Annotated in this window: 10 protein-coding genes and 1 pseudogene; 5 read left to right on the forward strand and 6 right to left on the reverse strand. The window is 50.7% G+C overall.

The features are described 5' to 3' along the window. Positions 1 to 104 precede the first annotated feature (104 nt). The 3 genes from ygdR to A7090_RS09685 all read left to right on the forward strand — a co-directional run bounded on the left by ygdR (position 105) and on the right by A7090_RS09685 (position 3,284). Positions 105 to 323: a lipoprotein YgdR gene (gene ygdR / locus A7090_RS09675; protein WP_105273870.1), complete on the forward strand. Its 219-nt coding sequence runs from the start codon at positions 105 to 107 to the stop codon at positions 321 to 323. Positions 324 to 430: 107 nt separating this feature from the next. Then, on the forward strand, positions 431 to 1,471 hold the full coding sequence (locus A7090_RS09680) for an NADP(H)-dependent aldo-keto reductase (protein ID WP_105273871.1): 1,041 nt from the start codon (positions 431 to 433) through the stop codon (positions 1,469 to 1,471). A gap of 157 nt (positions 1,472 to 1,628) precedes the next feature. Continuing rightward, positions 1,629 to 3,284 carry a DUF4139 domain-containing protein gene (locus tag A7090_RS09685; protein ID WP_105273872.1) on the forward strand — a complete coding sequence of 552 codons (1,656 nt, stop codon included), beginning with the start codon at positions 1,629 to 1,631 and terminating at the stop codon, positions 3,282 to 3,284. A 38-nt stretch (positions 3,285 to 3,322) separates the two neighbouring features. On the opposite strand, the gene lplT is transcribed toward A7090_RS09685, so the two are convergent. After that, positions 3,323 to 4,516, reverse strand: a complete 1,194-nt coding sequence (lplT, locus tag A7090_RS09690; RefSeq protein WP_105273873.1) for a lysophospholipid transporter LplT — start codon at positions 4,514 to 4,516, stop codon at positions 3,323 to 3,325. Next, positions 4,509 to 6,668, reverse strand: a complete 2,160-nt coding sequence (gene aas, locus A7090_RS09695) for a bifunctional acyl-ACP--phospholipid O-acyltransferase/long-chain-fatty-acid--ACP ligase (RefSeq protein ID WP_105273874.1) — start codon at positions 6,666 to 6,668, stop codon at positions 4,509 to 4,511. Before aas ends, lplT begins: the two co-directional genes overlap by 8 nt. Before the next feature lie 586 nt (positions 6,669 to 7,254). On the opposite strand from aas, the gene galR reads away from it, so the two are divergent. Then, positions 7,255 to 8,286: an HTH-type transcriptional regulator GalR gene (gene galR, locus A7090_RS09700; RefSeq protein WP_105273875.1), complete on the forward strand. Its 1,032-nt coding sequence runs from the start codon at positions 7,255 to 7,257 to the stop codon at positions 8,284 to 8,286. Positions 8,287 to 8,292: 6 nt separating this feature from the next. On the opposite strand, the gene lysA is transcribed toward galR, so the two are convergent. After that, complete coding sequence (lysA, locus tag A7090_RS09705) at positions 8,293 to 9,555, reverse strand: diaminopimelate decarboxylase (protein WP_105273876.1); 1,263 nt, start codon at positions 9,553 to 9,555, stop codon at positions 8,293 to 8,295. 119 nt (positions 9,556 to 9,674) lie between these two features. Here lysA and lysR point away from each other — a divergent pair, with 119 nt between their 5' ends. Beyond that, a complete protein-coding gene (gene lysR / locus A7090_RS09710; RefSeq protein ID WP_105273877.1) occupies positions 9,675 to 10,592 on the forward strand; it encodes a DNA-binding transcriptional regulator LysR in 918 nt (305 codons plus the stop codon). Positions 10,593 to 10,596: 4 nt separating this feature from the next. On the opposite strand, the gene ygeA is transcribed toward lysR, so the two are convergent. The 3 genes and pseudogenes from ygeA to A7090_RS09725 all read right to left on the reverse strand — a co-directional run. Beyond that, positions 10,597 to 11,289, reverse strand: coding sequence for an amino acid racemase (gene ygeA, locus A7090_RS09715; RefSeq protein WP_105273878.1), 693 nt, complete (start codon positions 11,287 to 11,289; stop codon positions 10,597 to 10,599). A 130-nt stretch (positions 11,290 to 11,419) separates the two neighbouring features. Further along, on the reverse strand, positions 11,420 to 12,838 hold the full coding sequence (gene araE, locus A7090_RS09720; RefSeq protein ID WP_105273879.1) for an arabinose-proton symporter AraE: 1,419 nt from the start codon (positions 12,836 to 12,838) through the stop codon (positions 11,420 to 11,422). A gap of 299 nt (positions 12,839 to 13,137) precedes the next feature. Then, a pseudogene (locus A7090_RS09725) lies at positions 13,138 to 13,560 on the reverse strand (thiolase family protein); the annotation flags it as partial. Positions 13,561 to 13,719 lie beyond the last annotated feature (159 nt).

The raw sequence follows: 13,719 nt of genomic DNA on the forward strand, positions 1-13,719 counted from the left end.
AATGGACATTAGTATCGGAAACAGGAAAGGGAGGCGAAAGACGGTTTAAATGATGCGCTTACATATAGACTATTATCATAGGTGGACCAAATGAGGATAACTGGATGAAAAAATGGGCAGTAATAATTTCTGCAGTCGGACTGGCGTGTGCTGTTTCCGGGTGTTCCAGTGATTACGTCATGGCGACCAAAGATGGCCGTATGATTTTGACCGATGGAAAACCGGAAATTGATGATGATACGGGGCTGGTGAGTTATCACGATCAGCAAGGTAACGCGATGCAAATTAACCGTGATGATGTTTCACAAATTATTGAACGTTAACAAATGAGGTCAGCATCTGGCTGGCCTTAAGATTTTTCTCTTTCCCTTTTCCCTTCCCTCTGCCATTTTTATATTCCTTATGTCGTGATTATAAAAAGGAAACGGCTATGCAATATCACCGTATATCCCACAGTTCGCTGGAAGTCAGCACCCTGGGGCTTGGCACGATGACGTTTGGTGAACAGAACAGCGAAGCCGACGCCCACGCACAACTCGACTATGCCGTCGCTCAGGGCATTAACCTTATCGACGTTGCCGAAATGTACCCAGTGCCACCGCGCCCCGAAACGCAAGGGTTGACTGAAACCTACGTCGGCAACTGGCTGGCGAAACATGGCAGCCGCGAAAAGTTAATTATCGCCTCCAAAGTGAGCGGACCTTCGCGCAATAATGACAAGGGAATTCGTCCGGATCAGGCGCTGGACCGGAAGAATATCCGCGAAGCGCTGCATGACAGTCTCAGGCGCCTACAGACTGATTACCTCGATCTTTATCAGGTGCACTGGCCGCAGCGCCCGACCAACTGCTTCGGCAAACTCGGTTATAGCTGGACAGATTCTGCGCCTGCGGTTTCGCTGCTGGATACGCTGGACGCACTGGCAGAGTACCAACGCGCGGGGAAAATTCGTTATATCGGCGTGTCAAACGAAACTGCATTTGGCGTAATGCGCTACCTGCATCTGGCAGACAAACACGATCTGCCGCGCATTGTCACCATTCAGAATCCCTACAGTCTGTTAAACCGCAGTTTTGAAGTGGGTCTGGCAGAAGTCAGCCAGTATGAAGGGGTCGAACTGCTGGCCTATTCGTGCCTGGGTTTCGGCACTCTGACCGGGAAATATCTCAACGGTGCAAAACCCGCTGGCGCACGTAATACGCTCTTTAGCCGGTTCACCCGCTATAGCGGTGAGCAAGCGCAAAAAGCCATCGCGGCGTATGTTGATATCGCCAGACGTCATGGTATCGATCCTGCTCAGATGGCACTCGCTTTTGTACGCCGCCAACCATTTGTTGCCAGCACTCTGCTGGGCGCAACCACGATGGAACAGCTGAAAACTAACGTCGAAAGTTTGCATCTGGAGTTGAACGAAGACGTATTGGCTGAAATTGAAGCGGTGCATCAGGTTTATACTTATCCGGCACCGTGATCCTTTCGCCTGGTGTTTTGCACCAGGCGTCTCTTCTCTCTACTTTTCAGAATATATTCACTACTTTTCGCCGCATCTTTCCTGACAAAGCGCAATAGACTCTTCGGGTCAACGCCAGCACGCGTTTCAATATCTGCTCCCATTGTTAAGGATAACCATGTTAATTTTCAAACCTCTTCCCCTCGCCATGTTGCTTACTGGGTGTCTGTCCTCTGCCTGGGGAGCGCAGTTAACCCAACCGCTGACACTTAAAGACGTCACTGTTTATCTGCATGGTGCCAGCCTGCAAGGTGAAGAGACACTCAACTTACCGGCAGGTGAAAGCGAAATTATCTTTACCAATATTGCCGATTCGGTAACCGACGACAGCATCGCCATTTCTATCGATAACGGAGTGACGGTGCTTTCCTCACGTATCGCGTTAATGGAAACACAGCCGAATGCGCTGCCGTCAGATATTCAGCAACAGTTAAAAGCAGCAAAGGTGGAACAGGCAAAGCTGACCGCCGAGAAAAACAATATCGCGGCTCAAATTAAGGTATTAGAGGCAAATAGCACATTAACCAATAAAAGTGCCGCCGAAGTTGGCAAGTATCTGCAAATGGTGAAAGAGAAAAATGGCGAATTGCTAAGGGCCGACAATGAGTTAAAACAGAAACTTGATGATAATCAGCTCATTATCGATAAGTTAGAGCAGCGTGAAAATCAAAGTAACGGGGAGTCCGAAGGAGCGAATGAACCTCAGGTGATTATCGCTAAAGTCTATGCCCCCAAAGCCGTCACTGCGAAGGCGGTGGTGCGCTATATGACACCAGATGCTGTATGGACGCCGCTCTATGATATTCACGCCACGGCCATAAACCAGCCGCTGCGTCTGGTTTATAAGGCTAATATTCGCCAGTATACGGGATTGCCATGGAAAAACGTTAATCTCGTGCTCTCGACCAGTGAACCTGATACCCATCTCACGCTGCCGCAACTGGAAACACAGTATGTGGATGTTCCGGAGTATGGTAGTGCAAACGGCTCGCTTTCAGCATCACCCGTGGTGAGACAGCGTTCGGAATATTTGTCTGACCAGGATGCATCAGAATTGCAGAAAGCCCTGCAGGCCGGTTTGAAAAAAGAAAGGGAGCAACAAGCCGGACGCAAGTATGCCGCACAGGCAGCGCCAGCTTCGGCGCGACCAGAAAGTTTCACCGCGCAAAATGTTCATTATGCGCTTTCGCTGCCGTGGCAAATCGACAGCGATAACACCGCGCGCACGGTGGTCATTAAGGAAGTGTCGATCAACGGTGAATATCGCTTCTTTGCCATTCCGAAAATCAGTAATGACGCGTATCTCCAGGTGCGAATTAAAGAGTGGGAACAGTTGAATCTGATCCCCGGTGAAAGTCAGATCTTCTTTGGCAACAACCGTACCGGTGTGGGCTATTTGCAGCCGCCGGAAGATGGTAAGTCGCTGGATATTCAGCTTAACCGCGATCCTAAGCTGATTATTCAGCGTAAAGCCGTACTCAAAAAAGAGAATGCGTTATCTATCTTTAACGACAGCGCGGTGCGCAACTTCAGTTACACCCTCAATGTAAAGAACAGCTATGGCGAAGCGGTGGATATCACTCTGCTCGACCAGCTCCCTGTCAGTGCGAATAGTGATATTACGGTGGAAAAAATGCAGTATGGCCAGGCGCAGTTTGATGCAAAAACGGGTGAACTGTCCTGGACGCTGAAACTGTCAGGCAAAGAGAACGTAAGTCTGCCATTCTCATACAGCGTGAAGTATCCGAAAGATATGCACCCTTCGGGAATGTGACCTTCACCAGATGGCAGAATATGCCATCTGGTAAAAGCTTAATGACGGCGCTGCCAGATCCACAGTGCCGTTATTGCCAGCGCAAACAGCGCACCGAAGCCAATGCCAATAGGCACGACCGGGATGCCTACCATTACCGCCAGCGAGTAAATGCCCAGCATCAGTAACATGGCACTGTTTTCGCCAAGGTTTTGTACTGCAATCGCATTCCCCGCCCCGACGCTCTTTTTACCCCGCTCTTGTAACAGTGCATTGAGCGGTACAACAAAAAAGCCGCCCAGCACGCCAATCAGCATCAGCAAGGAATAGGCTGGCAGCAGCTCGTGTTGCAGGGAGAAAATCAGTACCACCACACCAATCAAAATCCCGGCGGGCATGCAGCGTGACACAGTTTCCAGCGTAACCAGCTTCGCTGCCGCACCTGCGCCAACCACGATGCCAATCGCAACCATCGCGTTGAGATAGGTCGGCGTGGCATTATCAGTAATGCCCAGCGCCACCGGCACCCACAGCACCAACAGAAAACGCAGCGTCACGCCCGCCCCCCAGAATAAACTGGTGCCCACCAGCGAAAAACGCGTTTCACCATTGCGCCATAGCGAGGTGCAGGCATTCAGGAAACTGCGAATCATGTTGATGAGATTCCACGACTGCCCTGGGCGCGCCGCCGCCAGTTTGGGAATGTAGATATTGGCAACGACCGCACCACCGTAGGCCAGCGCACATGCTGCCAGAGCGACCAGGACATGCCAGTCAGCCAGCACACCACCGGCTACGGAACCGAGCAAAATCGCCGCTATGGTAGAGGCTTCCATTAAACCGTTAGCTTTTACTAACTGACTACCAGTGGTTAATTCGCCGAGAATACCGTATTTAGCCGGTGAATAGGCTGCCGCACCAACACCCACCAGCGTATAGCCGAGAAACGGATTGATACCAAAGCAGATACTGGCTGCGCCCAACAGCTTGAGGCCATTGGCAAACATCATCACCCGGCCTTTGGCGAAGCTATCTGCCACCTGCCCGACAAACGGAGCGAAAAGAATGTAAGCACCTACAAACACCATTTGCAGGATAGGCTGGCTCCACTCCGGATAGAACTGCGCTTTCAGTAACGCCAGAGTGGCAAACAGAAGCGCGTTATCGCCAAACGCAGAGAGAAACTGCGCCACGATAACCGCTTTCATTCCCTTCGACCACAACGAAGTGTTAGTGTACACTGACTCACTCATCGTGTTGTTCCGCTTCATCTACCCAACTTTTCAACGTGACAAAGTCAGGTTTGCCGCTGCCCAGTAATGGCATCTGTTTCAGATAGCGAATATCGCGCGGTACAGCAAGCTCCGGTACGCCATGCTCGCGGGCGTACTGTTGCAACTTATCGCGCGTCAGTTCGTTATCTGTGGTGAAAAGCACCAGCGCCTCACCTTTGCTGGCATCGCTCTTAATCGCAGTGGCATGCACTTTATCTGGCGAAACACCAAGTGCCAGTTGTTCCACCATTTCCAGCGACACCATTTCGCCTGCGATTTTGGCAAAGCGTTTTGCGCGGCCCTGAATCTGCACAAAACCCTGCTCGTCGAAACGCACAATATCGCCAGTGTCATACCAGCCGCGCTCCATTTCGCCGTGAACATTCTCGGCGGTGGGCACTTCCAGTACGCCAGGCTTCTCCACCCGCAGGTAGCCATTCATTATGTTCGGCCCTTTCAGTTGCAGGCGTCCACCGTCTTCGATACCAGGGACCGCCAACAGGCGTGCATCCATTCCAGGTAGAATACGCCCTACTGTACCAGGTTTTGCCGCCATCGGTACGTTGATGGAAACGACTGGCGCGCACTCGGTCACACCATAGCCTTCAAGGATGCGCAGGCCAAATTTATCCTGCCAAAGCTGTTTGGTACTTGCTTGCAGTTTTTCTGCGCCTGCCACCACATAGCGTAGACGATAGAAGTCATATGGGGTGGCAAAGCGCGCGTAGTGACCGAGGAAAGTCGAGGTACCGAACAACACGGTGCAACTGCGGTCATACACCAGCTCCGGCACAATGCGGTAATGCAGCGGGCTTGGATAAAGGAACACTTCTGCGCCTGTGAGCAGTGGCGTAAACAGGCCTACCGTCAGCCCAAAGGAGTGAAACAGCGGTAACGCCGACATAAAGCGATCGTTGGTGGTGAAGTCAGCAATCGTTTTAATCTGCTCGACGTTCGCCAGAATACTTTTATGGCTATGGACGACACCTTTTGGATGGCCTTCAGAACCGGAGGTAAAGAGTATCAGCGCCTCTTCTTCCGGCTGCTGTTTTACCTGGGCCAGACGCGGCATCAACAGATGGGCGAATATCCACACTTTGTCGGCAGTGGTAACATCCGCTTTTAAATCTTCCAGATAAACCCAACGCACCTGAGTAAGCTGTTCCGGCAAATGCCAGAGTTTGCCTTTATCGAGAAACTGGCGGGAGGTGAAAATGGTTTTGATTTCAGCCGCCGTAATAGCACTGGTCAGCCCTTTTACCCCAGCAGTGTAGTTCATCATTGCGGGAATGCGGCGACGAGCAATGGCCCCGAAAATCACTGCCGCACTGATGCCCGCATTGGGCAGCATTAAGCCGATGCGTTCGCCTTCAACGCTGTATTTTTCAAGGATACGACCGACAAACAGCGTTTTCGTGAGCAATTTGCGATAGGTGTCAGGGATAAAGTTGACGTCTTCGACACATTTTTTCCCGGCGCCGAAGCGGTACATTGCACTCAGTAAAGATTCGTACAGCGTTTCGCGCGGACGTATCGCCATTCGCGCTTCCATCATAATTTGATGTAGCATTTCGCCAGCAATTTTACGACGCTCACGGGCACGCGGTGCATCCGGCATCTGCACCTGCGTTGGTGGCAATATATGCAGAGTAATTTGCGGAAACAAGCGACGTTTAACCAAACCTTTTAAACGGCTGAAGTGCGTAAGTTCTGCCCCTTCAATACGCACCGGAATAACCGTTGCACCAGACTTCGCCGCAACAAAACCTGCGCCATCGTAGATTTTCATTAGCGAGCCGGTTGTCGTGATTCGCCCTTCCGGGAAAATCACCACTGGTCGGCCCTGTTCCACCAGACGTACCAAATGTTTAATCGCCATAGGTTGGGTCGGGTCGAGAGGAACAAAGTCGATAAATGATTTCAGCCAACGCATATACCACTGTTGGCTTATTGAAGTGTAAACGGCAAATACCGGACGCACGGGTAAAAACAGTCCAAGCAAAATGCCATCAATAAAAGAGACATGATTAGGCGTGATTAGAACGCGCTCGCCCTTTAGTGCCTGAGTGTCACCCGTAACGCGAACGCGATACAAAACACGGCACAAATTTCGAAAAAAGCTAAAAAGCATTCCAACTCCCTTTGCTCTGATTCAGTAAAAGCGAATGGAGGGAGATTACACGAGATAAAGGAGGCGAGCGACAGTAAATTAGGTGCGAAAAAAAACCTGCGCATCCGCGCAGGTTGGTGCAAGAGACAGGGTACGAAGAGCGTACCGAATAATCTCACCAATCAATACCTCTGGGATCTTGATTGTGGTCTGCATAACGACTCTTCGCCAGCGAGAAAACGCAAAGGAATGAAGGGAAATGCAACGAGGTGTGTAAATTGTCGGTTACTGTTACAGATTGAATGACAGGCAAAAAAAACCTGCGCATCTGCGCAGGCTGGTGTAATTCATGTGCTCAACCCGAAGTTGACTTCACCTATCAATACCTCTGGGATCGCCACTTTAGCAACCTGAAGCCAAACGCCACCAGCGGTCAATCGCAACAGCATTTCGCAAAGTGTAACCAAAGGTTTGCAATCTCTTTTTTTGTCTTACTTATTTGCGTTTGGCTCACATTCCCCACGATGAAAACACGCCGCCCCTTGAACCAACGGGCATTTTCCGTAACACTGACAGAATGTAAGCGTTTACCCACTAAGGTATTTTCATGGCGACCATAAAGGATGTAGCCCGACTGGCAGGCGTTTCAGTCGCCACCGTTTCCCGCGTCATCAATAACTCTCCAAAAGCCAGCGAAGCTTCTCGCCTGGCAGTGCATAGTGCGATGGAATCTCTTAGCTATCACCCAAACGCTAACGCCCGTGCGCTGGCGCAGCAGACCACTGAAACGGTTGGTCTGGTCGTTGGTGATGTTTCCGATCCGTTTTTCGGTGCTATGGTGAAAGCGGTCGAGCAGGTGGCTTATCACACCGGTAATTTCTTATTGATTGGCAATGGTTACCACAACGAACAAAAAGAGCGTCAGGCCATTGAGCAACTGATCCGCCATCGCTGTGCTGCGTTGGTCGTCCATGCCAAAATGATCCCGGATGCCGATTTAGCCTCATTGATGAAACAAATGCCCGGTATGGTGCTGATCAACCGCATCTTGCCTGGCTTTGAAAACCGTTGTATTGCTCTGGACGATCGTTACGGTGCCTGGCTGGCAACGCGTCATTTAATTCAGCAAGGTCATACCCGCATTGGTTATCTGTGCTCTAACCACTCTATTTCTGACGCCGAAGATCGTCTGCAAGGGTATTACGATGCCCTTGCTGAAAGTGGTATTCCGGCCAATGACCGGCTGGTGACATTTGGCGAACCAGACGAAAGCGGCGGCGAACAGGCAATGACCGAGCTTTTGGGACGAGGCAGAAATTTCACTGCGGTAGCCTGTTATAACGATTCAATGGCGGCGGGCGCGATGGGCGTGCTCAATGATAATGGGATTGATGTACCGGGTGAGATTTCATTAATTGGCTTTGATGATGTGCTGGTGTCACGCTATGTGCGCCCCCGCCTGACCACCGTGCGTTACCCAATCGTGACGATGGCGACCCAGGCTGCCGAACTGGCTTTAGCGCTGGCAGATAAACGCCCTCTCCCGGAAATCACTAATGTATTTAGTCCGACGCTGGTACGTCGACATTCAGTGTCAACTCCGTCGCTGGAGGCAAGTCATCATGCAACCAGCGACTAACTGTCGTTAAAGCAATTCCAGCGCCAGTAATTCTTCAATGGTCTGGCGGCGGCGAATCAACCGCGCCTGACCATTATCAAACAGAACTTCTGGTAACAGCGGACGGCTATTGTAGTTGGATGACATTGATGCGCCATATGCTCCCGTATCATGCAGTACCAGATAATCCCCCGCCTTCACTTCAGGCAAGGCGCGGGTTTCGACATTTCCCCCTTCCTGCTGGGTAAAGACATCGCCCGATTCACATAACGGCCCGGCGACGACGGTTTCCACCGTTGGCGAGTGTTCCAGAGAACGACCATCAGCGGCCAGGGCACTGATATGGTGGTAACTGCCGTACATTGCCGGGCGCATCAGATCGTTAAACCCGGCATCAACCAGCACAAAGTGGCGGCGCCCCATTTGTTTGACGCTCCGCACCTGGGTAATTAACACGCCAGACTGCGCGACCAGGAAGCGACCCGGTTCAATTTCCAGTTTCACAGGGTGGCCCAAATGGCGAGCGATTTGCTCACGCGCGGCATTCCACAGACCATAATAATGTTCGGTATCAACTGCCTCTTCACCCTGTTGATAAGTAATAGAAAGCCCACCGCCCGCAGAAATAGCCTGTAAATCCTGGCCAAATTCGATGACCTGACGCACCATAGCTCCACACACCTGTTCCAGATGCGCATAATCAACGCCGGAACCAATGTGCATGTGAATGCCGACCAGCTGCAAATGATGACGTTGTATCACGTCCAGTGCGGCGGGCAGATCGGTATACCAGATGCCGTGCTTGCTATTTTCACCACCGGTATTGGTTTTTTGGCTATGCCCGTGACCAAACCCCGGGTTAACGCGCAGCCATACCCGATGTCCTTGCGAAACCTGGCCCAGTTGGTCGAGCATATCGACAGACCCCGCATTCACCGGAATTTGCAATTCACTGACGCGTTCGAGCGTCGCCTGATCGATAACATCCGCAGTAAAGACAATGTCATCGGGGTGCGCTTGCGGATTGTAACCCGCCACCAGTGCACGCTCTATTTCGCCCAACGAGACGGAATCCACTTTCACGCCCTGCTCACGCATTAAGCGCAAAATATGGATATTGGAACAGGCTTTCTGTGCGAAGCGCACCACATCAAACTGTTTAAGTGCTGCAATCTGCCGACGAATAATTTGCGCATCGTAGGCCCACACCGGGCAGCCAAATTCTGCGGGCAAGCGCAGCAGATTTTCGGCGCTGAGATCAGTATCGGTGCTGAACAGTGAATGTGGCATAACAAACTCCAAATAAGTGCTTTTTTATGATTACGCCACATCATAAAAAGAATAAAAAATATCGATTTATGCCGAGTCTATGCAAAAATGATATGGATTCCCGGAGAGAGATTCATCAGATGGCCGCCGTTAACTTACGTCATATTGAAATTTTTCATGCGGTAATGACCGCCGGAAGCCTGACAGAAGCAGCACAACTGCTACACACCTCGCAGCCAACCGTCAGCCGCGAACTGGCGCGCTTTGAGAAGGTGATCGGGCTAAAATTGTTTGAACGCGTACGTGGACGATTACATCCTACCGTGCAAGGACTGCGTCTGTTTGAAGAGGTGCAGCGCTCCTGGTACGGTCTGGATCGTATTGCCAGCGCCGCAGAAAGTCTGCGCGAGTTTCGCCAGGGAGAACTGTCTATTGCCTGCCTGCCAGTCTTTTCGCAATCTTTTTTACCGCAGCTCCTGCCCCCCTTTCTGGCACGTTATCCCGATGTCAACTTAAATATCGTGCCGCAGGAATCCCCGCTACTTGAAGAGTGGCTCTCGGCCCAGCGTCACGATTTAGGGCTCACCGAGACGCTCCATACGCCTGCGGGAACAAAACGTACCGAATTACTCTCTTTAGATGAGGTGTGTGTGTTACCTCCGGGTCATCCGCTGGCGGCAAAAGAGATATTAACGCCGGATGATTTTCAGGGGGAGAACTACATCAGCCTTTCCCGTACTGACAGCTATCGTCAGTTGCTGGATCAGCTATTTACTGAACATCAGGTAAAACGACGCATGATCGTTGAAACCCACAGCGCCGCGTCAGTCTGCGCAATGGTACGGGCGGGAGTAGGGGTTTCGGTGGTTAACCCGCTCACCGCACTGGATTATGCGGCAAGCGGAATAGTCGTGCGGCGATTCAGTATTGCGGTTCCGTTCACCGTCAGCCTGATTCGCCCTCTGCATCGCCCCTCATCAGCTTTAGTACAAACTTTTAGCAAACATTTACAGGCAGGCTTACCGAAATTGGTTGCCTCCCTTGAAGCTATTTTGTAGCGAATTACGACAGCATAAAGGCGACGGCATCATCGGCATGAATCGCAGCGGTGTCAAACACGGGCAGGACACTGCGCTCTTCTGGCACTAGTAAACCAATTTCAGTACAGCCAAAGATAACGCCCTGCGCGCCTTGTTCAGCCAGTCGGGCAATCACCTGCGCATAATAAGCGCGTGACGCTTCGGTGAATTGCCCCAGACACAGTTCTTCAAAAATAATCTGATTAATTTTTGCTCGCTCATCCGCTTCAGGCACCAGACAATCGAGTGAAAATTTCTCTGCCAGCCGCCCGCGATAAAAATCCTGTTCCATCGTGTAGCGCGTTCCCAGCAGCGCCACGCGAGTCATTCCAGCCCCGGTAATTGCACGTCCAGTGGCATCCGCTATGTGTAAGAAAGGCAGTGAGCAACGAGACTCAATGGCCCCTGCCACTTTGTGCATCGTATTCGTACATAACACAATGCCTTCTGCGCCCGCCCGCTGTAAGCCAAGCGCCGCCTCAGCCAGAATGTCCCCGGTTTTGTCCCACTCACCGCGACGCTGGCACTCTTCTATTTCATGAAAATCGACGCTATGTAGCAGCACTTGCGCAGAGTGAAGCCCGCCAAGCCGCTGTTTAATGCCTTCATTTATCAGACGATAGTAAGGAATGGTGGATTCCCAGCTCATTCCCCCCAGCAAACCAATTGTTTTCATTCCTCTCTCTCCTGATGTGTGTCACCGCAACAAGGCTGAATAAGGAACGAGACAAACGCCTCAGCGGCCTGGTGCCCAATCTCTATTAACGAAAAAAAGGCCGGATGTACAGCACATCCGGCCCATGAAATTAGACACCAATATTTCTCAACTTCTCACCAGCCATCAGTTTGCGTTCAATATGTTCCAGCGTGACATTCTTGGTTTCCGGAATGAGCCAGAAAGTGATGCCCACAAACGCAATGTTCAGCGCAGTGTAGAGCCAGAACGTACCGGCAGCGCCAATGCTATCAAGCAGAGTCAGGAAGGTCGCGCCGATAATCATATTCGACACCCAGTTTGTCGTCGTCGAACAGGTGATGCCAAAATCGCGGCATTTCAGCGGCTGAATTTCAGAACACAGGATCCACACTACTGGTGCGGCGCTCATCGCATAACCGGCAATACACATCATCGTCATGCCAACAGAGAGCCAGGACAAGCCACTGGAAGCCGTACCGTTATCAAACTGCATCAGGCAATAGCCCAGCACCAGGGTGCCTAATGCCATCACGCTAAAACCAATTTTCAGTGCCGGTTTACGCCCGGCTTTATCTACCGTAAAGACCGCAATAAAGGTGGCGAACATAAAAGTCAGTCCCACGACCAGAGTCGCAATCATCTGCTGTTCGGTCGTCGTAAAGCCCGCCATTTTGAAAATGCGCGGCGCGTAGTACATGATGATGTTCATACCGGTAAACTGCTGCATCGCCTGCAACAACATACCGAGAAACACGACACGACGGACGTTACGATTTATCTTAAACAGCGCCCAGCCGCCCTGTTTTAACTTCAGGCTTTCACGAATTTCGTTGAGTTCGTCTCGCGCTTTTTCCGACGTATCGCGCAACATACGCAGCACTTCTTCTGCCTCAATATGACGGCCTTTTTCTGCTAGCCAGCGCGGGCTATTCGGCAGGAAGACCACCAGAATAATCAACAAGACTGCCGGAAAAGCAAGAACCCCTAACATTGCGCGCCAGTTACCGCTATAACTGAACGCTGTATCAGATAAAAACGCCAGCACGATGCCGAGTGTGACCATCAACTGGTACATACTGATCATCTTACCGCGAACATTTTCACTTGCCATTTCAGAAAGATACAGAGGAGCGGTGTAAGAGGCGATTCCGACAGCAATGCCCAGCACCACACGAGCGGCGATTAACATCTCTACGTTGGTTGCAAAAGCGGACCCTATCGAACCGAGTACAAACAGGATGGCCCCCGCCATCAGGCTATATTTACGCCCCAGGCGAAACGACAGCCAACCATTAAACAGCGCACCAATTGCTGCACCGAGCATCATGCTACTGACCACCCATTCCTGCAAACGACTGGTCAGCGCAAAATGATCGGTAATGAACGGCAACGCTCCGGCGATTACGCCGATATCAAGCCCAAATAACAATCCTGCGACCGCAGCAGCTACCGAAACAAACATATTCATACGCCGCGTATCCCGCAAAGAACGTGGCGTTAAAGCCGATTCCGTATTGATAGTAACCATTTTTTCCTGCCAGCAGAGAGTAAGACATAGTGAAAAAATACGTGAACAAATCACACTGGTGTCATGTCGGAAATAGCGTAAATATGGATTAAATTGCTGCGACATATAGTTATGTGATGGATATTCCAATTTTCAAATTAAGTTGAATTACTGAAATTATTATTAACCTCATAATTTTAAAGAAGATAAAACTCATTAATTGATAATTGATATGGATTATTTCATAACCATAATATGGATTATGATGATCTACAGGTATAAAAAACCCTGCCATGCGGCAGGGTCATAAAAGTTATCAGAATGGATGATGCATTACCCGCTGTCACAGAACCGAGACTATCAAATGAAGGATTTAAAAGGGCTAAGCCTTCTGCACTGGCGTCAGTGCGTGGCTGTTCATCGGTATCAACAACCAACGTCTGACCGTGACTTTGGGCCATTACCGGGACGATCTCATCTTTAAATCGTCCGGCGTCAATCGCCGCTCGCGCTTTTTGTTGCGAACTAAGTGCGTAAGCATCCTGCAACTGACGGCTGATGCCATATTCGCGAGCCAGATTTTCGGCGGTGACACCAATGTGATAATCATTGAAGGCATCCCACAACCCATCATGCACTAGACTATCAACCAACTGGCTATTGCCAAGCTGCGCACCAGTGCGGCTATCAATCAGAACATGTGGTGCGCGGCTCATGTTTTCCTGGCCCCCGGCGATGACAATAACGCCCCGGCAATCACAACGTCTTTCATCACAACCTCGCACTCAATAGTAAATAATTGTTAACTGGAGTTATCTTAATTGTTTAAAAAAGTGATTTTTATCACAAAGGAAATAGGCCTGATCAGCAGTCAGAGACATAACTGGCACGTAAGGTTTGCA

This window comes from Escherichia sp. MOD1-EC7003 (genome assembly GCF_002965065.1).
In the GTDB taxonomy this organism is placed as follows: Bacteria; Pseudomonadota; Gammaproteobacteria; order Enterobacterales; family Enterobacteriaceae; genus Escherichia.

Excerpts from the sequence above, each read along its gene's own strand:
- ygdR (WP_105273870.1), top strand. The coding sequence starts at position 105 with ATGAAAAAATGGGCAGTAATAATTTCTGCAGTCGGACTGGCGTGTGCT.
- A7090_RS09680 (WP_105273871.1), top strand. The coding sequence starts at position 431 with ATGCAATATCACCGTATATCCCACAGTTCGCTGGAAGTCAGCACCCTG.
- A7090_RS09685 (WP_105273872.1), top strand. The coding sequence starts at position 1,629 with ATGTTAATTTTCAAACCTCTTCCCCTCGCCATGTTGCTTACTGGGTGT.
- lplT (WP_105273873.1), bottom strand. The coding sequence starts at position 4,516 with ATGAGTGAGTCAGTGTACACTAACACTTCGTTGTGGTCGAAGGGAATG.
- aas (WP_105273874.1), bottom strand. The coding sequence starts at position 6,668 with ATGCTTTTTAGCTTTTTTCGAAATTTGTGCCGTGTTTTGTATCGCGTT.
- galR (WP_105273875.1), top strand. The coding sequence starts at position 7,255 with ATGGCGACCATAAAGGATGTAGCCCGACTGGCAGGCGTTTCAGTCGCC.
- lysA (WP_105273876.1), bottom strand. The coding sequence starts at position 9,555 with ATGCCACATTCACTGTTCAGCACCGATACTGATCTCAGCGCCGAAAAT.
- lysR (WP_105273877.1), top strand. The coding sequence starts at position 9,675 with ATGGCCGCCGTTAACTTACGTCATATTGAAATTTTTCATGCGGTAATG.
- ygeA (WP_105273878.1), bottom strand. The coding sequence starts at position 11,289 with ATGAAAACAATTGGTTTGCTGGGGGGAATGAGCTGGGAATCCACCATT.
- araE (WP_105273879.1), bottom strand. The coding sequence starts at position 12,838 with ATGGTTACTATCAATACGGAATCGGCTTTAACGCCACGTTCTTTGCGG.